Origin of the sequence: Abiotrophia sp. HMSC24B09 (assembly GCF_001815865.1) — a bacterium.
Lineage (GTDB): Bacteria > Bacillota > Bacilli > Lactobacillales > Aerococcaceae > Abiotrophia.
On record NZ_KV822195.1, the window covers coordinates 236,279 to 257,575 of the forward strand.

At 44.5% G+C, this 21,297-nt stretch carries 22 protein-coding genes, 1 other RNA gene, 1 pseudogene and 1 riboswitch; of the genes and pseudogenes, 20 read left to right on the plus strand and 4 right to left on the minus strand.

Annotated features, from left to right (window positions below):
- Positions 1–39: 39 nt before the first annotated feature.
- Positions 40–403, minus strand: a transfer-messenger RNA (tmRNA) gene (ssrA, locus tag HMPREF3093_RS02255).
- Between the two features lie 135 nt (positions 404–538).
- On the opposite strand from ssrA, the gene HMPREF3093_RS02260 reads away from it, so the two are divergent.
- The 11 genes and pseudogenes from HMPREF3093_RS02260 (at position 539) to HMPREF3093_RS02310 (ending at position 11,190) form a co-directional block, all read left to right on the plus strand.
- Positions 539–1,525: an aspartate-semialdehyde dehydrogenase gene (locus HMPREF3093_RS02260; RefSeq protein ID WP_070755410.1), complete on the plus strand. Its 987-nt coding sequence runs from the start codon at positions 539–541 to the stop codon at positions 1,523–1,525.
- 376 nt (positions 1,526–1,901) lie between these two features.
- Positions 1,902–3,464 carry a ribonuclease Y gene (gene rny / locus HMPREF3093_RS02265; RefSeq protein WP_035363833.1) on the plus strand — a complete coding sequence of 521 codons (1,563 nt, stop codon included), beginning with the start codon at positions 1,902–1,904 and terminating at the stop codon, positions 3,462–3,464.
- A 210-nt stretch (positions 3,465–3,674) separates the two neighbouring features.
- The gene (locus HMPREF3093_RS02270) at positions 3,675–4,589 is read left to right on the plus strand and encodes a S1 RNA-binding domain-containing protein (protein WP_070755411.1); all 915 of its coding nucleotides are present in this window, start codon (positions 3,675–3,677) and stop codon (positions 4,587–4,589) included.
- Positions 4,579–5,481 (plus strand): site-specific tyrosine recombinase XerD, encoded by a 903-nt coding sequence (xerD, locus tag HMPREF3093_RS02275; RefSeq protein WP_070755412.1) that lies wholly within the window; start codon positions 4,579–4,581, stop codon positions 5,479–5,481. The genes HMPREF3093_RS02270 and xerD overlap by 11 nt, the downstream gene beginning before the upstream one ends.
- Before the next feature lie 79 nt (positions 5,482–5,560).
- Complete coding sequence (deoB, locus tag HMPREF3093_RS02280) at positions 5,561–6,730, plus strand: phosphopentomutase (RefSeq protein ID WP_070755413.1); 1,170 nt, start codon at positions 5,561–5,563, stop codon at positions 6,728–6,730.
- Positions 6,731–6,756: 26 nt separating this feature from the next.
- Positions 6,757–7,557: a purine-nucleoside phosphorylase gene (locus HMPREF3093_RS02285; RefSeq protein WP_070755414.1), complete on the plus strand. Its 801-nt coding sequence runs from the start codon at positions 6,757–6,759 to the stop codon at positions 7,555–7,557.
- Positions 7,558–7,595: 38 nt separating this feature from the next.
- Positions 7,596–8,006, plus strand: a complete 411-nt coding sequence (locus tag HMPREF3093_RS02290; RefSeq protein WP_070755415.1) for a hypothetical protein — start codon at positions 7,596–7,598, stop codon at positions 8,004–8,006.
- A complete protein-coding gene (locus HMPREF3093_RS02295) occupies positions 7,981–8,790 on the plus strand; it encodes a segregation and condensation protein A (RefSeq protein WP_083316241.1) in 810 nt (269 codons plus the stop codon). The genes HMPREF3093_RS02290 and HMPREF3093_RS02295 overlap by 26 nt, the downstream gene beginning before the upstream one ends.
- The gene (gene scpB, locus HMPREF3093_RS02300; protein ID WP_070755416.1) at positions 8,791–9,429 is read left to right on the plus strand and encodes an SMC-Scp complex subunit ScpB; all 639 of its coding nucleotides are present in this window, start codon (positions 8,791–8,793) and stop codon (positions 9,427–9,429) included.
- Positions 9,430–10,128, plus strand: a pseudogene (locus HMPREF3093_RS02305) (pseudouridine synthase); the annotation flags it as partial.
- Between the two features lie 242 nt (positions 10,129–10,370).
- Positions 10,371–10,497: riboswitch (FMN riboswitch) on the plus strand.
- Positions 10,498–10,602: 105 nt separating this feature from the next.
- Positions 10,603–11,190 carry an ECF transporter S component gene (locus tag HMPREF3093_RS02310; RefSeq protein WP_070755418.1) on the plus strand — a complete coding sequence of 196 codons (588 nt, stop codon included), beginning with the start codon at positions 10,603–10,605 and terminating at the stop codon, positions 11,188–11,190.
- A gap of 47 nt (positions 11,191–11,237) precedes the next feature.
- On the opposite strand, the gene HMPREF3093_RS02315 is transcribed toward HMPREF3093_RS02310, so the two are convergent.
- A complete protein-coding gene (locus tag HMPREF3093_RS02315) occupies positions 11,238–11,450 on the minus strand; it encodes a ferredoxin (RefSeq protein WP_070755419.1) in 213 nt (70 codons plus the stop codon).
- Positions 11,451–11,641: 191 nt separating this feature from the next.
- Between HMPREF3093_RS02315 and HMPREF3093_RS02320 the strand changes: the two genes are divergently transcribed.
- From HMPREF3093_RS02320 to HMPREF3093_RS02340, 5 genes are all read left to right on the plus strand, one after another.
- Entirely contained in the window at positions 11,642–12,319 is a 678-nt protein-coding gene (locus tag HMPREF3093_RS02320; protein WP_070755420.1) for a LysM peptidoglycan-binding domain-containing protein, read from the plus strand.
- Positions 12,320–12,411: 92 nt separating this feature from the next.
- Positions 12,412–13,083, plus strand: coding sequence for a (d)CMP kinase (gene cmk, locus HMPREF3093_RS02325; protein ID WP_070755421.1), 672 nt, complete (start codon positions 12,412–12,414; stop codon positions 13,081–13,083).
- Positions 13,084–13,241: 158 nt separating this feature from the next.
- The gene (rpsA, locus tag HMPREF3093_RS02330; RefSeq protein ID WP_070755422.1) at positions 13,242–14,495 is read left to right on the plus strand and encodes a 30S ribosomal protein S1; all 1,254 of its coding nucleotides are present in this window, start codon (positions 13,242–13,244) and stop codon (positions 14,493–14,495) included.
- Positions 14,496–14,572: 77 nt separating this feature from the next.
- Positions 14,573–15,886 (plus strand): ribosome biogenesis GTPase Der, encoded by a 1,314-nt coding sequence (gene der / locus HMPREF3093_RS02335; protein WP_070755423.1) that lies wholly within the window; start codon positions 14,573–14,575, stop codon positions 15,884–15,886.
- A gap of 137 nt (positions 15,887–16,023) precedes the next feature.
- On the plus strand, positions 16,024–16,299 hold the full coding sequence (locus HMPREF3093_RS02340; protein ID WP_023390831.1) for an HU family DNA-binding protein: 276 nt from the start codon (positions 16,024–16,026) through the stop codon (positions 16,297–16,299).
- A 126-nt stretch (positions 16,300–16,425) separates the two neighbouring features.
- On the opposite strand, the gene HMPREF3093_RS02345 is transcribed toward HMPREF3093_RS02340, so the two are convergent.
- On the minus strand, positions 16,426–17,121 hold the full coding sequence (locus tag HMPREF3093_RS02345) for a histidine phosphatase family protein (RefSeq protein WP_070755424.1): 696 nt from the start codon (positions 17,119–17,121) through the stop codon (positions 16,426–16,428).
- Between the two features lie 226 nt (positions 17,122–17,347).
- On the opposite strand from HMPREF3093_RS02345, the gene HMPREF3093_RS02350 reads away from it, so the two are divergent.
- From HMPREF3093_RS02350 to holA, 4 genes are read left to right on the plus strand one after another with little or no spacing between them, the layout of a single operon-like run.
- Positions 17,348–18,544, plus strand: coding sequence for an FtsW/RodA/SpoVE family cell cycle protein (locus HMPREF3093_RS02350; protein ID WP_070755425.1), 1,197 nt, complete (start codon positions 17,348–17,350; stop codon positions 18,542–18,544).
- Between the two features lie 24 nt (positions 18,545–18,568).
- Entirely contained in the window at positions 18,569–18,907 is a 339-nt protein-coding gene (locus HMPREF3093_RS02355; RefSeq protein ID WP_070755426.1) for a glycine cleavage system H family protein, read from the plus strand.
- A 46-nt stretch (positions 18,908–18,953) separates the two neighbouring features.
- A complete protein-coding gene (locus HMPREF3093_RS02360) occupies positions 18,954–19,688 on the plus strand; it encodes a gamma-glutamyl-gamma-aminobutyrate hydrolase family protein (RefSeq protein ID WP_070755427.1) in 735 nt (244 codons plus the stop codon).
- 43 nt (positions 19,689–19,731) lie between these two features.
- A complete protein-coding gene (gene holA, locus HMPREF3093_RS02365) occupies positions 19,732–20,754 on the plus strand; it encodes a DNA polymerase III subunit delta (RefSeq protein ID WP_070755428.1) in 1,023 nt (340 codons plus the stop codon).
- Between the two features lie 80 nt (positions 20,755–20,834).
- Here the strand turns inward: holA and rpsT are convergent, their stop codons facing one another.
- Positions 20,835–21,092 carry a 30S ribosomal protein S20 gene (gene rpsT / locus HMPREF3093_RS02370; protein ID WP_070755429.1) on the minus strand — a complete coding sequence of 86 codons (258 nt, stop codon included), beginning with the start codon at positions 21,090–21,092 and terminating at the stop codon, positions 20,835–20,837.
- Positions 21,093–21,297: the final 205 nt, after the last annotated feature.

Here is a 21,297-nt window from a genome sequence, read left to right on the forward strand (position 1 = left end):
AAAAATCCCTCAGCAGATGCTGCTGAGGGATTTAGTCTGTTATGGAGATGAGGGGAATCGAACCCCTGTCCAAATATCTCGCCACAATCAAGTCTACGCCAATAGTCTAGCTATTTGGTTTAGCGCAGAGACCGCCACTAGACAGGCTGTCATCCTTGCGAGTCTGATCATCTCTTCGTGATTTAACAGACGGATAAATCACGCGTATCCCACTTAAATAAAACCAGCTACTAGCACATGGGCGATGTTAGGCTGATTTTCCGCTGCAGGTTATTAAGCTGCTAAAGCGAAAGAGTTGTTTTGGTTGTTTGCAGTTATATTTAACTGTAGCGTTTTAAGGCGGACGCAACCCTCCTGACGCGTCAAAAGCTCGAACAATACCTGTCGAAACCGTGACATCCCCTAAAGGATAGCTAGATTCTATCAATAAAGGGTTAAATTGTCAATTAATCAGCCTGGGAGACAGGCTTAAGGGATTGACTTTTGCCCCTATAATCTTTAAGCTAATAGGGTAAATAATTTTTTAGGAGGTCACCCCATGACTAAGAAATATCATGTGGCCATCTGCGGTGCGTCTGGTGTTGTAGGGCGTAAAATGCTGCAAGTATTACACGAACGAAACTTTCCATTTGAGACTTTAACCTTGTTCGCTTCCAAGCGTTCAGCTGGCAAAACTATTAGCTACGCTGGCAAGGATTATGTCATTCAAGAATTAACGGAAGAGGCTCTTCAAGCGCCGATTGAGATTGCCCTGTTCTCAGCAGGGGGCGAGACCTCTAAGCATTTTGGGCCAATCGCCGCTAGTCGTGGTATCTATGTGATTGACAACTCCAGTGCTTGGCGTATGGATCCTAAGATTCCTTTGGTAGTGCCTGAAGTCAATGGTGATGTCTTGAAGGCTGAAGACCATCTGATTGCCAACCCTAACTGCTCGACCATTCAGTCAGTCGTGCCATTAGCTGTTCTACAACCATACGGCTTGAAGCGCGTCATCTACAATACCTATCAAGCAGTATCAGGAGCAGGCCAAGCTGGTATTAATGACTTAGAAAATCATACGACTGAAAAATTCCCTTATTCAATCAATAATAATGTCTTGCCGCATATTGATGTCTTCACTGAGTCTGGCTATACCAAGGAAGAAATCAAGATGATTGAAGAAACTCGGAAAATTCTACGTATGCCAGACTTACGTGTAACAGCTACTACAGTTCGAGTTCCAATCAAACACTCTCATGCGGTCTCTATTAACGTTGAATTGGAACGAGACTTTGATTTAGCAGAAATTCGTCAAGCCTTCCAAGAAGCGGAGGGAATCATTCTCTTGGATGATCCTGCTAACCTTAAGTATCCACTTCAGTCAGAGGTGGAAGATCATGATGAGGTTTATGTTGGACGAATTCGTCGTGATGAGTCAGTTCCTTACGGTCTCAACATTTGGGTGGTAGCCGACAACATCCGTAAAGGGGCGGCCACTAACACCATTCAAATCGCAGAACAACTTATTAAAGACGGTATTCTCTAAGGAGACAAAAGGCGCCCTGTGAGGCGCCTTTTTATATTATTGGTAGAGAAGGTAGGCGTTGGCGCTAATTAAGATAAGTGTATCGAATAAGGTTATTGTCTTAATTAGTGTAGTTAACTAATTAAGACAAACGTGTGTCTGGTGTGTTCTTTTTAATGAATTGTTTTCACTATAAATTGATTAAGAATGTCTAAAGGCTTTCATAATAGGGATTGTGGACGATTTGTTAGGTCTATCTGGCCATGCCTAGGGATTGACAGACGGCCCATAAAACCTTATGATAGAGGGTGTGGTTGACACATTATTTATTTTGAAATCATCCAAAAATTTGAAATGAATAACGATAATAATGAATAGATTAATAGGAGGTGATACGATGGACCTATTGCAGCTCACCTTCGCAGTAATCGTTGCTTTAATTATCGGGGTAGTGATCGGCTATATTTTCAAGAAGAAAAGCGATGAAAAGCACATCGGAAATGCTAAGGCAAATGCAGAATCCATTGTTGATGCGGCTATTGCACAGGCTAAGACCCTCAAGCGGGAAGCCTTGTTCGAAGCCAAAGAAGAAAATCTCAAGTACCGTAATGAATTAGAACAAGAACTGAAGGAACGCCGGACCGAAGTAACTGGAATGGAAAAACGTCTCCTTCAACGGGAAGAGACCTTGGACCAAAAGAGTCTGATCTTAGACAAACGCGAACTCAATCTTGAGAGCAAGGAACAAGACTATCAAAAACGTCAAAAGACCTTGACCCAACAGGAAGAGAAGGTTCAAGAATTGGTCGTTGCCCAACAAAGTGAATTAGAACGGGTGGCAACCCTATCGCGTCAAGAGGCGCAAAACATCATTATGACTGAGACAGAGCAAGCTTTGTCCCAAGAAATTGCAGTCATGATTCGGAATGCAGAGCAAAAAGCCAAAGATGAAGCTGATCGCAATGCCAAAAACATTATCTTACAAGCCATTCAACGGAGTGCTCCGGACATTGTGTCTGAGAATACAGTGACCGTAGTACACTTACCAAGTGATGACATGAAAGGTCGGATTATCGGGCGAGAAGGCCGCAACATCCGTACTTTGGAAAGCTTAACCGGGATTGATTTAATTATCGATGACACGCCAGAAGCAGTCGTATTAAGTGGTTTTGACCCAATTCGACGTCAAATTGCTAAGTTGGCTTTGGAGAAACTGATTCAAGACGGCCGGATTCATCCAGCGCGTATTGAAGAAATGGTGGATCGGGCGCGTCGCGAGATTGACGAGAAAATCCGAGAAATCGGGGAACAAGCGACCTTTGATGTGGGAATTCATTCTCTCCATCCTGATTTAATCAAGATTATTGGTCGTCTATCCTTTAGAACCAGTTATGGGCAGAACGTCTTGAACCACAGTATTGAAGTTGCCAAACTTGCTGGCGTTATGGCTGGCGAGTTAGGTGAAGATGTGGCTCTAGCCAAACGTGCAGGTCTTCTGCATGATATTGGTAAGGCACTTGACCATGAGATTGAAGGCTCACACGTTGAAATCGGGGCAGAGATTGCCAAGAAATACAACGAGCCAGAAGTAGTAGTGAATGCTATTGCTTCCCACCATGGTGACACTGACCCAACTTCGACCATTGCTATCTTGGTAGCTGCCGCTGATGCCTTATCTGCAGCACGTCCAGGTGCCCGCAGTGAATCCTTGGAAAGCTACATCCGCCGTCTGGAAAAATTAGAAGAAATCTCTAATAGTTTCCCAGGCGTGGCTAATAGTTTTGCTATTCAAGCTGGGCGCGAAGTCCGTGTCATGGTTCGTCCAAATGAAGTCAATGACGCTGGCGCCTCACGAATCGCTCGTGATATCCGCAACCGGATTGAAGCAGAAATGAACTACCCAGGCAATATTAAAGTAACCGTTATTCGCGAAACGCGCGCGGTTGAATACGCCAAATAATTGATGGAGAGGTTGGAACTTGTTCCAATCTCTCTTTTTGTGTATTTTTGGGGGAGGTTGCGAGCTGAGTTTGATGGCGCTTACTCTGATGCAGGATTTCTAAATTTCATTTAAGACCCTCGGGTTACTCTTAGGTCAAACAAGTCGGACTTTCCTTTATATTTTGACCTTTTTGTGTTAAAATGTAGAAGAAAAAAAGGAGGCGATGAGGTGGTTCGTTACGGACAAATAGTCAAGGCCCGCATCAGTGACAAAAATGAGCGTCACTTTTTCGCACAATATGAAGGTGAGACCTTCACCGTTCTACCGGGGCAGATAGATATACAAAAGTACCAAGTTGGTGACCAGATTGAAGGCCTTATCTATGAAACCAAGGCCCGCAAGAAAGTAATTCAAGTTGACTTGCCAACTATCCGACCTGAAATCTATGGTTGGGGTAGCGTGGTTAGTAGCCGTAAGGATTTAGGCGTCTTTGTTGATATTGGCTTGCAGGATAAGGAAGTAGTCGTATCCTTGGATGACCTACCCCTTAATACAGCTCTCTGGCCTAAGAAGGGCGACCGGCTTTTCCTAACTTATCAAGTGGATGCTAAGAATCGTTTCTGGGGCAAGTTGATTGAACCTGAAGCTATGCAAGCCTATTTTAAGCGCGCAGCTCGTGCTATGAAGAATCTCAATGTCACAGCTACCGTTTATAAGGTTAAGTTAGCGGGTTCACTTTGCATTACAGACGGTGGACACTCGGCTTTCTTACATGAAAGTGAGACTCTTGATACTCCACGTCTTGGTCAAGTCTTGCAAGCTCGCATTATTGGCGTTCGTGAGGACGGCGGCCTTAATTTATCGGTCAAGCCACGGGCTTATGAGGCCTTGGATGATGATGCCGGTATGATTCAAGCCATCTTAAGAAAAGCGCCCGGACATTATTTGCCACTGCATGATAAGTCAGATCCAGCAAGTATCCAGACTCAGCTTGGCATTTCTAAGGCCCAATTTAAACGTGCCGTCGGTAACTTAATGAAACAAGGCCTCATTCATCAGGTCAAAGGAGATGGACTCTATCTGACTCAAGTCCAAGACTCAAGTGCAGAGATTGATCCATTAGGCAATAACTATGAAGTTTAGCCAGGCTGTCCAGGATTTTGAACGTTATCTTCTCTTAGATATGAACCGGTCTGCTAATACCATTCAGAGTTATCGGCGCGATTTGGCTAAGTTTCAGGCTTATCTGACAGAGCAGGAGATTGACAAGGTAGAGGCGATTGATGAGGTAACGGTGCGAGCCTTTCTAGCAAAACTCAGCCAAGCTTCCTACGCAGCTTCCTCGACAAGTCGTATGCTATCTAGTTTGAAGCAGTTTTTCCTCTTTTTACGCAAAGAGGGCATTCTAGAGATAAATCCTATGTCCTTGGTCCATCGGCCTAAACAAGGTAGACATCTACCTAAAGTCCTAACTGCTAAGGAGATTGAAGCCTTGCTTCAAGCGCCCGACACTAGTAGCCCGCATGGTTTGCGTGATCGGGCTATCTTTGAACTCATGTATGCCACTGGTTTGCGGGTAACAGAGTTGGTGCAACTTAAATTAGAAGATTTGCACTTAGAATTAGGTTTTATTCAGACTCTAGGGAAAGGGGACAAGGAGCGACTGGTCCCCCTAATTGATGAAGCCATTGAATGGCTAGAGGCCTATCTGGAGCAGGTCCGTCCTAGTTTCCTAAGATTAGCTGGCTCTGCCAGTCCGCGAGAAGTCTTTTTGACAGAACGGGGCAAGGCCTTCACCCGTCAAGGAATCTGGAAAAATCTCAATAAGTATGTGGCCTTAGCTGGTATTAAACAAACCGTCTCACCTCATATGTTGCGTCATTCTTTCGCAACTCATCTGCTGGAAAATGGTGCTGATTTGCGTATGGTTCAGGAACTACTGGGCCATGCGGATATTTCAACGACACAGATTTATACCCATATCAGTACCCAACGTTTGCAGGAAGTCTATCGTAAGTACTTCCCGCGCGCGTAACTTGTCATCTTCCGACTGGAGAGGTGGCCTAATAATCAAGACGGTCATTCACTGACCGTCTAGGGAAAGAGGAAAAAATATGAAATTCAAACGTATTCATTTAATCGTCTTAGATTCTGTTGGGATTGGTGAAGCTCCAGATGCTGCAGACTTCAACGATTTAGGGAGCCATACCCTAGGCCATATCGCAGAAGTTGCGGGTCTCAAAGTCCCTCACATGGTTGAATTAGGTTTGGCTAATATTGAACCTTTAGCTGGCTTAACACCTGTGGCGTCCTCTAAGGGTTACTGGACTAAGTTGGAAGAAGTTTCAGCTGGTAAGGACACTATGACCGGTCACTGGGAAATCATGGGTCTTAAAATTGAAACACCATTCCGCGTCTTCCCTGATGGTTTTCCTGATGAACTAATCGAGCGTATTGAAGCCTTTTCTGGTCGTAAGGTGGTCTGCAATGCCCCGGCTTCTGGCACTGAAGTGCTTGACCAATATGGGGAACATCAAATGAAGACAGGGGACCTAATTGTTTATACCTCTGCAGACTCTGTCTTGCAAATAGCCGCCCATGAAGACATTATTCCATTAGAAGAACTTTATCGCATTTGTGAGTATGCTCGTGAGATTACCTTAGAAGATCCTTACATGTTGGGACGTATTATTGCTCGCCCATACATTGGGACTCCTGGTAACTGGACTCGTACTGCCAACCGTCATGACTATGCCTTAAGTCCTTTTGCGGATACAACGCTGGACTTCCTGAAGGCAGGCGGATATGATGTGATTTCCATCGGGAAAATCAACGACATCTTCAATACTAAGGGGATTACGGATGCCGTTCGGACCAAGTCTAACATGGATGGGGTAGATCAACTGCTGAAGATTATGGACCGTGACTTTACCGGTTTGTCCTTCACTAACTTAGTGGACTTCGATGCCATCTATGGTCACCGCCGCAACACAGAAGGTTACGCCCAAGCTTTAGAAGATTTCGACAACCGCTTGCCAGAAATCTATAGCAAGCTAGGCCAAGATGATTTACTTTTGATTACTGCTGACCATGGTAACGACCCAACCTATAGTGGAACCGACCATACCCGTGAATATGTGCCAATTTTGGCCTATAGCCCATCCTTCACGCAAGCAGGTGAGCTCAAAGCGCGTTACTATAGTGATATCGCAGCCACCATTTCTGATAACTTCGGCGTTGCTAAGACCGAACAAGGTTCTTCATTCTTAAGTCAATTAAATTAGGACATAGTCAGCAAGGAGCAAAATAAATGTTTACAGAAACCATTCAATACTTAAAAGACCAGGGTTTAACTTATCCACAAGTTGGTTTAATCCTAGGTAGTGGCCTTGGAGAGCTTGCTGAAGATGTGGAAAATGCTATCCGCATTCCATATGAAAATATTCCTAATTTTCCAGTCTCTACAGTTGCTGGCCATGCTGGTCAATTAGTTTATGGGGACTTGGCAGGTAAAAAAGTCTTGATTTTACAGGGCCGTTTCCATTATTATGAAGGTTATGATTTGAACACTGTGACTTATCCAGTTCGTATCTTCAAGGAACTTGGGGTAGAAACTGTGATTGTAACTAATGCAGCAGGTGGGATTAATACTTCATTCCAACCAGGCGACTTAATGATTATTACGGATCACCTTAACTTGGCAGGTAACAATCCACTGATTGGCGCAAACTTAGATGCTCATGGCCCACGTTTTGTTGACTTAACAGAGACTTATAGCTTGCGAGGTCAAGCCATCTTACGTCAAGCTGCTGCCAAAGAAGGAATTCATCTCCAACAAGGGGTCTACACTTGGGTTACCGGGCCGTCTTATGAGACGCCTGCTGAAATTCGCTACATGCGGACCATTGGTGGTGATGCAGTTGGAATGTCAACCGTGCCAGAAGCCATTGTGGCTAAACATTGTGGTATGGAAGTCTTAGGGATTTCATGCATTACCAACTTAGCAAGTGGCATGCAGTCTAGCCTCAACCATGAAGAAGTCATGGAAATCTCTGCTAAGGTAAAACCACGCTTTAAGAACTTAATTAAAAATACCCTAGCTTTACTTTAAGCGACTTGCCAGATTGCTAGGGAAGAAAGGAGTACGCCGTGCTCATTCAATCTAAAAATAAAAATGAAAAGATTATTCTCGGCTTACTGTCCTATACTTTAGAAGAAGGGCAGCACCAAACCGACCTCTTGCAGTCGATTTTGGAAACCTACCGGCAATCTGATAGCAAGGAAATCTATCTCTATCGAGAGCAAGACCAAGATAATTTCATTGGCTTGGTGGGGGTTGAAACCTTTCAATCGCCTGGCAACGAGTCAGAACATCCAGAGTCAGTCGTTATTGACCGTATTGCCCTCTTACCATCATTCCGCAATGAGTCTGTAGGCTATCAGATTTTTTGTGAACTTAAGGAGCGCTATCCTAATACCGCCTTCTTAGGGTCACGTCTGACCTCAGAACTTCTTGTTAAATGGAGCAGTCGTTATGCCCAAGAACACCAAGAATCTTAAAGGTCATCAGGGGCAAGATAGCTCCGTGACCAAGGACAAGCAGCAGCTCAAGCTCCAATTGGCCTCTTTTCAGGGGCCCTTTGACTTGTTATTGCACTTAATTAAACAGATGAAAGTGGATATTAATGATATCCCTATGGCTGAAATTACCAGTCAGTACTTGGCTTATCTTCACTCCATGCAAGAGTTAGAGTTAGATCAAGCCGGCGATTACTTAGTGATGGCTGCCACGCTCTTGGAAATCAAGAGTCGTCTGCTCCTACCTATCGAGCCGGATGCTGAATTGGATGGCGACTATGAGCCTGGTGACCCACGTCAAGTGTTGGTGCAACAACTGCTCTTGTATCAACAATTCCAAGATGTGTCCTCACTACTAGAAATGCGCCAAGAAGCTCGTGCAGCGCTCTTTTCTAAACAAGCAGATGACTTGTCGGACTATCAGGATCAAATACCGCTACAAGAAGGGGAAATTAGCCTGGATCAACTGGTGGCACGTATGCAAGATGTCTTGGCCCGCCAACTATCTCGTCAGCCCTTGGAACGCCAAATTCATCATGATCCTTTGACAGTGGAGCAGAAGATGGATGATATTTTAGCGCGCTTGGGAAGACTAGAGCGGCAAGAACGCTTGTCTTTTGAACAGTTGATTGACAAGGCCAGTCGCCCGGAGATTATCACGACCTTTATGGCGCTTCTGGAGCTAGTCCGTAAGCAGTTCATTGTTTTCTACCAGGCCGAAGCCTTGGCACCAATTGAAATTGAAAAAATAGACGGAGTCGAATAGATGGAATTAATTACCCGCCTGCATGGCATTATCTTTGTAACAGGAATTGAAGGGGTCAGTCGTAAAGATTTGGCGGCTAGCCTTCAGGTGCCCTTAAATCAAGTGACAGAGGCCTTGCAACAACTACAATTGAATTTACAGGAAGACCCACTGTCACCTGTAGAATTGGTTAACTACAATGACCAATACCGTCTGGTGACTAAGTCTGAGTTGGCGCCTGATGTGGAGGCCTATGCTCACTCGCCCTTTACCCAGAAGCTCAGTCGTGCTGCCGTTGAGACGCTAGCTATTGTAGCTTATCGCCAGCCTATTACCCGTATGGGGATTGATGAGATTCGTGGCGTGTCCAGTATTACAATGCTACAAAAGTTACTTGCCCGCGACTTGATTCGTGAGATTGGTCGACTCGAAGCACCGGGGCGTCCAGTTCTCTATGGGGTAACAGATTACTTTATGGACTATTTCGGTCTCAAGTCTTTAGAAGATTTACCAAATATTGAGCCACTTAACCTCAATGATGAGGTCACTTCGGATGAGTTATTTAATACCAAGCAATGGCAGATTAGCTTAGATGATGAGGTGTCTTATCAAGATGCACCATTAGTTAATCCCGTTTTAGTAGAAGGGGAGGAGGATTAGATGGATCGTTTGCAGAAAGTAATGGCCCATGCGGGCATTGCTAGCCGCCGTAAATGCGAAAGCCTGATTACCGATGGCCGGGTCAGCGTTAATGGCCAGACAGTTCGTGAATTAGGGACTCAGGTATCCAGTAAGGATCGTATAGAAGTAGATGGCGTTCCAATCTATCGGGAAGAACCACGCTACATTCTGATTAATAAGCCAAGACATGTCATAAGTGCTGTGTCTGATGACAAGAACCGTCAAGTCATCCTAGACTACGTTCAAGGCATTGAAGAGCGAATTTATCCAGTCGGACGTTTGGACTATGATACGACTGGGCTTCTGCTCTTGACCAACGATGGAGCTTTTGCTAATCAACTCATGCATCCGCGCCATCAAATTGATAAGGTCTATGTGGCCAAAGTCAAAGGGATTCCATCTGAAAACTCACTTGCTCGACTTGAAGCCGGTATTGTGTTGGATGGTAAGAAAACAGCCAAAGCCAAGGCTCAACTCTTAAGCCAGAATCTGGATAACCAGACGGCAATTGTAGAATTGACCATTCGTGAGGGTTGGAATCACCAAGTTAAGCGTATGTTTGAAGCGGTGGGGCACCCAGTCAACAAACTCAAGCGGGAACGCTATGCTTTTCTGACTCTAGGTAAGCTCTTGCCAGGAGAATGGCGAGAGTTAACAGCTCATGAAGTCAATAAGCTTAAGCAAATGAGTCAGAGCAAGGGACAAGCTGGGCAAGAAGCAAGGAAAGCTAAACCTAAGCGTATAATGGGACGTCCAACTGGTCAAAAGCCGTCTCGTAAATCGCCTGCATCTAGCTCAGGCCGTAAGGCAAGAAAAGGGCAGTCCAAGTCCATGCCTGCCAGAAATTTTAAATAAGAAGATGCCCGGCTAGTCAAGTCGGGCATCTTGTGCTATAATGAAGGTATCAATCGAATAATACAATTAGTCTTCAGGGCAGGGTGAAATTCCCGACCGGTGGTAAAGTCCACGAGCCTAGTACTTTAGGGTCTAGGTTGAACTGGTGAAATTCCAGTACCGACAGTAAAGTCTGGATGGGAGAAGTAAGCTAATTAACAGATAGATTCACAGGGTTTATTTGTCTTTGCTGCGTTTACTTTCCCAAGTAAGCGTATTTTTTTGGCTTCTAGAAGACGAATAAAAGGAGGAATATCTATGAAAAACATGCGATTGACACGTCAAGTATTACTGGCTATTTTAGGGGCCTGGGCAGTGGTTTTCCGACTGCTCGATTTTCCCTTGTTGCCATCGGCACCTTTTCTTAAGTTCGACTTTAGTGATGTGCCAGTCTTCATCGGGCTCTTGATTAATGGGCCAATTGGGGCTGCAGTGGTAGCTTTCATCCGCGATTTCATTGAATATCTGCGTAAGGGTGGAGAAGCTGGCATCCCGCTAGGGGTCAGCATGAGTTTCATTGGCACCATGACCATGATGTTGATTCTGCATTTTTACCTGCGTCGCAAGAAGGGCACTTGGCAACTTGAACAGATTGTGCTCACATGTATCAGCTTGGCCTTTAGCTTGACTTTGGTCATGAGCTTGCTCAATTATTTCATTGCGCTTCCTATCTATGTAGAGGTCATGCATTGGCCAATCAAAAATATGATAGAAATGGTCTTAGTAGCCATTGTGCCATTTAACTTGCTTAAGGGAGCTATCTTAGGAATTATCATCGCCTTGGTTTATAACCAATTCAAGGCTTATCTGATTAAGAGAGGGCTCTTGCCAGCTAGCTACCAATAAGCAATAGAAAGGCCGGGATTAATCCCGGCCGTTTTTTTGTTTTATAGCTACTGAGATGGAGAAGGGGTATGATCGACTTCTTCAATAGCGCGAGTGGGACAATCGAAGATGGCAGAACGTGCCATTTTCTGATCTTGCTCAGTGGCATCTTCTTGCACAAAGGCTATCCCGTCATCTTCACAATCAAAAACTTGTGGATAATTGAGATAACACTTGCCACAGGCAATGCATCTTTCTGATTGAATAATTAACTTAGACATGCTAAATCCTCCTTTTATGTTACAGAAGTGTTACAGCGACTTATCAAATTCGTATAAAAGCGTTTACTTCCACTGTATTTTTAGCACAGGTCGCTTAGAATATGGTACTATAAATTAGTAAATATTAATATGTGCAACATGTGCCCCTCATGGATCTAGTCACATTGTATCATATTTTAGGAGGAATTTTGATGTCTGAAGAACAAAAATCAAATTTCGATCAAGAGAATTTGAATGAATCATCAAATCAATCATCGGAAACGTCAAGCAGATTTAGAATGCCTTGGAACAACAAATTTGGTGAAGACGAAAACTTAAAAAACCGCCAATATTCACGATCAGCTCGTAACCAACCAGAACGTGAGGCAACTACCTTATCCAAGGTCTTGCTCTTTATGGTTATCTGCGTATGTATTGTACCATTTATCCTCTTCTTCTGGGTAAATGCGTCACGTCCACAGAATCCATCACCACGGACTGCTTCACAAGTATCAATCTCTCGTGCCGAAAGTTCAAGTGCAAGCTCTAGCAGCACTAGTGAATCTAGTTCTGCTGTTGCCTCAGCTTCAAGCATTGAGTCAAAAGCAAGTGAATCTGGTCAAGGCATGAATAACCAGCAAGGTGAACGACCTAACCAAAACCAACAAGGCCAACAACAAGGCCAAAACCAGCAAGGTCAACAGCAAGGTCAAAACCAACAAGGTCAGCAGCAGCAAAACCAAGGTGGTACGACTTATGTGGTACAAGCAGGGGATTCCTGGTACCGGATTGCAGCCAATAATGGGGTTTCTCTAGATGCCCTGTTAGCTGCTAATGGTGCGACGGTTGAAACAACCATCTTACCTGGTCAAACCATTGTTATCCCATAAAAAATTGAGAATTCCCTAGTTTTAGGGTAGAATAGAGCTTAGGAAACTAAGCTCTATTTTTTTGTAGAGAGATAGAAGAGGATGAAGCATAGATGACACATTTGACAATCGCAATTGACGGGCCTGCTTCCTCAGGCAAGAGTACGGTCGCTAAGTTATTGGCTGGCCAATTAGGCATTACCTACATTGATACAGGAGCTATGTATCGTGCGGTTACCTTAGCAGCGCAGCGCCAAGGAGTGAGTGTAGACGATCAGGCGGCCTTAGAGAACCTATTAGCCCAGCTTGATTTGTCCTTCCGTCGCCAAGATGGAGTACAACACGTATACCTAGGGGAGGAAGATGTCTCATCTGCTATTCGTAGTGTTGCGGTGACGCAAGCGGTCTCTGAAGTATCAGCTCAGCCCCAAGTTCGTGAGGCTTTGGTTGCCATGCAACAAGCCATGGCCGCCAAAGAATCCGTGGTAATGGATGGCCGCGATATTGGGACGGTGGTTTTACCTAATGCCAGCATTAAGTTTTTCTTCGTCGCTGATGTGGCCGTTCGAGCTGCGCGTCGTTATAAGGAAAACTTAGAGCGGGGCATGACCGATCAAACCTTGGCTGAAATTGAAGCGGATATTGAAGCGCGTGATCTCTATGATAGTACTCGTGAACACAGTCCGCTTAAACAGGCAGAAGATGCTATCTTAGTTGATACCAGCCATGAGACCTTGGATTCACTTTTGACCAAACTTACGGAGATGATTCAAAAGCGAATGTAAGGCCTTAAAAACCAAGCAAAATTCGACTATTAAAGAATAAATTGCAATTATGACTAGACTAATCGGTTAGAATTTGATAAAATAGATGCTAAGTAGGTTCACAAATCGTAAAAATTTTCTGAACAACGCTTGAGTATTGCCTTAGGAGGAACTGGTAGATGACAGAAACTGTAGAAAACCAACAATTACAAACAATGGAGGATGCTTTGGATAGCGTCTTAGACATCAAACCTGGTGATGTCGTAAAAGGGGACGTCTTGGCTTTTGAAGATAACCAAGTACGTGTCTCAATTAAAGAAAGTGGCGGTTTAGAAGGTGTAATTCCACGTCGTGAACTTTCAGCAAAACCATTCAACGAATTTACTGAAGTGGTAAACATCGGTGACGAAGTTGAAGTAGTGGTTTTAAAACCAATCCGTGATAAAGAAAACGGGAACTTCTTACTCTCAAGAAAACGTCTTGAGTCTAAGAAAGTTTGGGCTGAGCTCAAAGAAAAATTCGATAACAAAGAAATCATCACAGCACCTGTTAAAGAAGCTGTTAAAGGTGGTTTAGTAGTAGATTTAGGCTTACGTGCTTTCGTGCCAGCTTCTATGGTTGATTCTTTCTACGTAGAAGATCTTAAAGTATACGTAGGTCAAACCTTAGACTTTGTCATCGTTGAACTTGATGAAAAAGAAAACCGTTTAATCCTCTCTCACAAAGAAATCGCTGAACGCGAACGTGCAGAGAAACGTGCAGCTGCTTTAGCTAACTTGGTAGAAGGTTCTATCGTTGAAGGGACAGTTGCTCGCTTAACTAACTTTGGTGCTTTCGTTAACTTGGGCGATGTAGATGGTTTGGTTCACTTGAGCCGCATCTCTCACTCTCACATCCGCAAACCAGGCGATGTCTTGAACGTAGGCGACAAAGTAAATGTTAAAGTTCTTTCAGTTAACCCAGAAGATGGCCGTGTATCTCTCTCTATCAAGGATACTTTAGAAGGTCCATGGGAAAACATCCAAGAAAAAGCTGGTGAAGGGACTGTCCTCAAAGGGACTGTTAAACGCTTGACTGACTTTGGTGCTTTCGTAGAAGTTTTACCTGGCGTAGAAGGTTTGGTGCACATTTCTCAAATCTCTCATGAGCACATTGCAACTCCAGGTGAGAAATTACAAGAAGGTCAAGAAGTTGACGTGAAAGTATTGAGCGTTAACCCAGAAGACCAACGTTTATCATTGTCTATCAAGGCTTTGTTGGAACGCCCAGCACGCCCTGAAGGCGAAGTAAGCGACAAGCCAAAACGCGAATCAAAACCACGTAAACCTAGAGCTAAAGCTGAACCAGCTCCTACCATCGTAGCAGAAGCTGAAGGTTTCACTTTAGGTGATGTGTTAGCTGGTGCTTTCGGCGACCTTAACACCGAAGAATAAGCCACTGTAACCACGAAAGACTGGCCTGAGTGTCAGTCTTTTTCGTGTCATAAACCATAAATGAAGGAGGAGACCTTATGTCCATGCCAACCGTGGCCCTCGTAGGCCGCCCAAATGTGGGAAAGTCCACAATATTTAACCGATTGGTGGGGGAGAGACTCTCCATTGTTGAAGATTATCCAGGGGTGACGCGTGACCGTATCTATGCGACGGGTAAATGGTTAGGCCGTGAATTCCGTGTCATTGATACCGGTGGGATTGATATGATTGATGAGCCTCTTATGGATCAAGTGCGCTACCAAGCTGATATTGCCATGGAAGAGGCAGATGTCATTGTTTTCTTGACTAGCATGCAAGAAGGTTTGACGGATGCAGATGAGGCCATCGCCCATCGCTTGCACCGAACTAATAAGCCAGTTGTCCTAGCTGTCAATAAGGCAGATAACCCAGAAATGCGCCAAATGGTCTATGATTTTTATGCCTTGGGGCATGGCGATCCCTATCCTATTTCCGGTTCCCATGGGACGGGTTTAGGGGATCTCTTGGATGCAGTTGTGAGCCATTTTCCAACAGACTTATCTGAAGCTGAGGAAGAAGATGTCATCAAGTTCTGCTTTATTGGTCGTCCTAATGTCGGTAAGTCCAGTTTAGTTAACGCCATTCTTAAGGAAGAGCGGGTCATCGTCTCCAATATTGAAGGGACCACGCGTGAAGCAGTCGATACCCATTTCACAGATGAAGAGGGGACGCGCTATACCATGATTGACACTGCCGGTATTCGTAAGCGAGGCAAGGTCTACGAAAACACTGAAAAGTATTCAGTGCTGCGGGCCATGTCCGCCATTGAACGTTCCGATATTGTCTGCTTGGTTTTAGATGCTGAGACTGGGATTCGGGAACAAGATAAGAAGGTGGCTGGATATGCCTATGAGGCAGGTAAGGGCATGGTCATTCTGGTCAATAAATGGGATGCAGTAGACAAGAGTGATAAACTTTTTGAGACCTTTACCAAGGAGATTCGTGCGCATTTCCAATATTTGACTTTTGCACCAATCCTCTTCGTTAGTGCTCATACAGGCCAACGTCTCAATAAATTGCCTGAGCTCTTGAAGACCATTTACGATAATCGTCACCGTCGAATTCAATCTTCAGTCTTGAACGATGTCTTAATGGATGCAGTCGCTATGAACCCAACCCCAACAGATAAAGGCCGTCGCCTCAAGATTTACTACTTAACTCAAGTGGCTGTCAACCCACCAACCTTCGTGGCTTTTGTTAATGATGTTGAGCTCATGCACTTCTCTTATGAGCGTTTCTTAGAAAACCAATTGCGTCAATCATTTTATTTTGAGGGAACCCCGATTAAATTGATTACGAGAGCGCGACAATAAGGCGAAAAGTGCTAAAAAATCAAATTTTAAAGGGCGAATCTATTGTATTAAAGCCTATTATGTGGTAATCTATACAAGAAATAGCAATCTGCTATGGAAAAACGCGTAACCACGCATACTTTAGGAGGAGTTTTATTATGGCAAACAAAGCTGAATTAGTAGAAAAAGTAGCAGCTAAAACTAACTTAACTAAGAAAGATGTAACAGCAACTGTTGAAGCGTTGTTCGAAACCATCCAAGAAACTTTATCAAAAGGCGAAAAAGTTCAAGTAATCGGCTTCGGTACTTTCGAAGTACGTGAACGTGCAGCTCGTAAAGGCCGCAACCCACAAACTGGTAAAGAAATCAAAATCGCTGCAAGCAAGGTTCCAGGTTTCAAAGCTGGTAAAGCCTTGAAAGACGCTGTTAAATAATAACAGTCATTCATAAGTAAGTAACAGAGGTTGAAACTCAGGTTTCAGCCTCTTTTTTGTTTAGAATAAGTAAGTTGATAGTAAAAAAGACCTGGGAGTTTAACCCAGGTCCATAGTTATTTTATGCTACAAAAGCTCCATGACATCCACCATGTCCTTAAAGTGCTCAGTCTGATTATAGGCAATGAGCTGAAATTGGCCATGTAGGTATTTAACGGTTGTTACGGAGGCGTTGGCTAAGGGGTCGCCCAACTCGAAATCCGCTACTAGACCATGGATGAGGTTCTGAATAGTCAGACCATGACAGACTACCAATATTTTGTGGTCACTGCCAGCATGGCGATTTAAGAGTTCTAAGAGACCTGTTTCGACACGTTGCCAGAATTCTAGATAGTTTTCTGCCAAGCCAGTTGGATCGGAGGCCTTCATCTTGTTCATGGTCGCCTCTACTTGGATGCCAGCATCACGTGGTAGTCCCAATTCATGATTGGTTTCAGCAATCATGTCCCGCCAGACAGATTGTGCTTCGAGTCCTTCGTAGTAGCCGAAGAAGACTTCGCGGAATTCTGGCATGGGGGTAATGGTTAAATCTTGGCTATGGTGATTTTCTTCTAATAAAATCTGAGCCGTTTTGATGGTCCGACCCAAATCGCTCGTATAGACAGCATCGAACTTGACGTCCGCAAGTCCACGGCCTGATTGATGGACAATTTCCAAGCCTTCTGGGGTCAGAGGGGCATCAGCCCAGCCTTGGAAACGTCCCAAACGATTGAGATAGGTTTCGCCATGTCTGACGAAGTAGAAAGTAACACCTTTAGTCATTGGATAGCCTCCTTATCTTATACAGTCTCATTATATCATTCTGACTCCCGACTGTCATCTGAGGTTATGTTTTTTGCTTATAACCAACTATAGGAATAAAATCATCTAAAAGACTTGGCCAGTAAGTGCATTTTAGGCCAAAATGTGGTAACCTTAATATTGTCTATTCTACTCTGTAAAAATGCAGAGAACCATTAAACTATAAACAACGAGGGAATGATTATTAATGAGAACAGTGAGACGCCTGAATAACCATTCAGAGTCGCGCATTGACTATGGGATTATCCTGAACGTCATGATTTTGGCCATTATTGGGTTAGCGAGCCTTTATGCCACTACCGTCATGATTGAGAACAAATCCATTTTGCCGACACTCTACCATGCACTCTGGTACTGTATTGGGGCCATTGCTATTTTAGTGGCTATTCAATTTGATAGTGAGCAATATTGGAAGCTATCTACAATCTTTTATGGAGTGGGGCTGGTCCTCTTGATTGCCGTCCTCTTCTTCCACGACCGAGGGTTAGCTGCCGATACAGGGGCACGTTCCTGGTTCCGCTTAGGGCCGATTAGTTTCCAACCTTCGGAAATTTTCAAGATTGCCTATATCGTCTTTATGGCCCGGATTATTACAGAACATAATAATGAATACACCAACCGTAGCATCAAAACAGACTGGTTACTACTAGGGAAAATTCTTCTATTTGCTGCCCCGGCACTTTTCTTGATTCAACGTCAAAATGACTTGGGGACCAACTTAGTCTTGCTAGCTATTACTGCGGGTATGGTGTTAATGTCAGGTATTTCTTGGAAAATCTTATTGCCGATTACTCTGGCCGTTACCATTGTAGGTGGGGTGCTTATTTACTTGGCTGCCTTTCAACGGGACTTCTTGCTAAGTACTGGATTAGTTCGACCATACCAAATCGCCCGGATTGACTCTTGGTTCCGTCCTTTCGATGATACGCGTGGTGATGCCTACCAGTTAGCTCAATCTATTAAAGCCATTGGGTCAGGGCAATTATCTGGTAAGGGCTTTGGAGTCTCTCAAGTCCCTGTACCAGTCCGTGAGTCTGACTTTATCTTTACGACTATTGGTGAGAACTTTGGTTTTATTGGGGCAGGGGTGCTACTCTTTGTCTACTTCATGTTAATTTACCAAATGGTGCAAACTTGTTTTGAGACCAAGAATGAATTTTACACCTATATTGCGACAGGTGTTATTACCATGATTATGTTCCATATTTTGGAAAACATTGGGATGAACATTGGGCTTTTGCCAATTACGGGGATTCCGTTACCTTTCGTCTCACAAGGGGGGTCTGCTCTCCTAGGGAATATGATTGGGATTGGGCTGATTCTGTCCATGCGTTATCACCATCGCTCCTACATGTTCTCTAGCCAGAACGACTCGGAATTTTAATCGTTGAAGAAAGGATTAAGTATTATGAAACGTTATGGCAATCAACTTTGGGTCCAAGTAGTTGGACCTGACCGTTACCGTATCGGCATGACAGACCAGCTCCAATGTGATGCGGGCGATATCTCTTACGCCAATATTGCCCCACTAGGAGCATTAGATGTCGATGATACCCTAGTTAATTTAGAAGCTTCTAAGGCGGCCATTGAGGTCGCTAGTCCCCTCAAAGGTCAAGTAGTAGCGCGAAATGAGGCGGCAGAAGCAAATCCTAGCCTCTTGGATTCTAAGAATCCGGCGGACCACTGGCTAATTGAATTAAGCCAAGTGGATACTCAGGCTTATGAGGCGCTCGCAGAAGAGGAATAACCCCACTCACTAGCTCTATGGCTAGATATAGAAAGAAGGAATGACCATGCGGCCAGTAATCGGTGTAACGGGCAACATTATGCAAGCCCCTGAAGATAAATTCAAATCTTTTAAGGTAAACTACTCCCCTTGGGGATATACGGAAGCAGTACGCTTGGCCGGTGGGACCCCGGTCATCCTACCTATGACTGAGCCGACTTGTGCTGCCCACTACGTGAGCCTCATTGATGGTCTGGTTTTGACCGGCGGGGAGGATATCTCACCTTATCTCTATAATGAAGAGCCACATGTCAATATTGAAGCTACTTCGCCGACGCGGGATGCAGTCGAAACGGCTCTTATTAAGGAGGCCTTGGCTCAGGGGAAACCTATTTTAGCTATTTGCCGAGGCATGCAACTGGTCAACGTTGTTCTGGGCGGTAACCTCTATCAGGATTTAGCAGGCCAGGCCAATGTGACCATTCAGCACGTCCAAAAATCACGTCCAAGCATGGCAACCCATTCCATCAAGGTAAAAGCCGGTAGCTACCTGTCTCAATTAGTGGCTGATGGTTGCCTTATTAACTCCATTCACCACCAAGCCATTCGGGAATTAGGAGAGGGCTTAATCGTGTCAGCCCGCAGTAAGGATGGGGTTATCGAAGCGATTGAAAGCCAAGAAGGTTCCCTCATTCTGGGAGTTCAATGGCATCCAGAGCGCTTGACCAAACACGATGAATGCAGTATGGCGATTTTCCAAGATTTAATCGAGCGCTCGCTTGAGGCCAAACAGGCTCGTTAGTTCTTAAATTACGTAAGAAATAAATAGAAGGGAGGGGACAGGCATGACCTTTCAAGCTAGCATCAGCCAAATCCGCAAGGGTCAGCTGGGGGCCAATTACTTTCTAGTTGGTACCGAGCGCTATTTGCGGCAACAGTTGCAGGATGCCCTGATTGATCAAGTAGATCAGGCAGGTAGCTTTGAAGTTAGTCGCTTCGACTTGAATGACATGGAATTAGCCACCATTCTGGACGAGGCAGATGCCTTCTCTTTCTTTGCAGATAAGCGTGTTGTCCTGATCGATAATGCCCAGGTCCTAGTCTCAAACTCTAAGGTTAAGGTGGATGACCAAGACCAGAAGCGACTCCTAGCCTACTTGGCAGATCCTAATCCTGGCAGTTTGCTGATTTGGCTCTGTGACAGTAACCAAGTTGATAAACGCAAGAAGCTGACCAAGGCTTTTCAGACGCATGCCAAATGGGTCGATGTGGCGCCCTTAGACGCTAAGGAAATGGGGGCATACCTCCAGGCCTATCTGGCAGACAGCACGCTCCAGATTAGCCGTGAGGGGCTAGAAGAGTTACGTATGAGGGTCAATGATGATTTGACCTTGGCTATGGGGGAGCTCCACAAATTGGCCCAATATAGCAACCAAGGCAAGCCTATCACCCTAGAAGTTATCAAAGACTTGGTACCGAGAAGCCTTGAGACGGATGTTTTTAGTTTGTCGCAGGCAGTCTTGAAGCGGAAGTTGAGTCAGGCGGTCCAAATTTACCAAGATTTACTCCTAGCCAAACACGAGCCCGTGGCCTTGCATGCGCTCTTGGTCAGTCAGTTTCGTTTGTTGATTCAAGTCAAATTGCTTGGACACCAGGGCTATCAGCAAGCTGAGATAGCGCAACAATTGAGCGTCCATCCCTATCGCGTTAAATTGGCTTTAGAGACGGTTAGACGCTTAGATTTAAGACAGCTCTATGATTTCTATGATGCCTTAGCGGAGGCTGATTTTCAGCTCAAACAGGGCATTGGTGTCAAGGAGATACAATTTGACTTACTAGTGAGTCGTTATATCACAGGAAGTCCTTAATTACTGGAGCAGATAGCTGTTCCAGTAATTTTTTGTTTCAAGGGCAAAAAAATAAGCTACCCTCAAGGTAGCCTACTTTCTTAGTTAGCTTTAAGTAAACGAGCCAAACGTGACTTGTCACGAGCTGCTTTGTTTTTGTGGATTAAACCTTTAGTTGCTGCGCTGTCGATTTCTTTAGCAGCTAGACGGAATAATTCCTCAACGTTTGCTTCGCCAGCTTCTACTGCAGAACGGAAACGTTTAACCGCAGTACGCATTGCAGAAACGTGTGCACGGTTGCTTTCAGTCTTAGTAGCTGTTTGACGGATACGTTTTTTTGCTGATGGGTTGTTAGCCATTTGAGTCACCTCTTTCATTGCGATTTGTCTATAGTCCGAAGGACTAAGTCAACAAGCCTTATTATACATGAAAACCCGGTCAGTATGCAATAAAAAGATGGAAAATAATTCAAATTCGTCTAGCTTTACTTCTAAGTCCTTGGACTAGACAGGGGACTAGCTTTTTGTTATCATGAGAAAAGAAGCGAAAATTTGTTCGCGCATT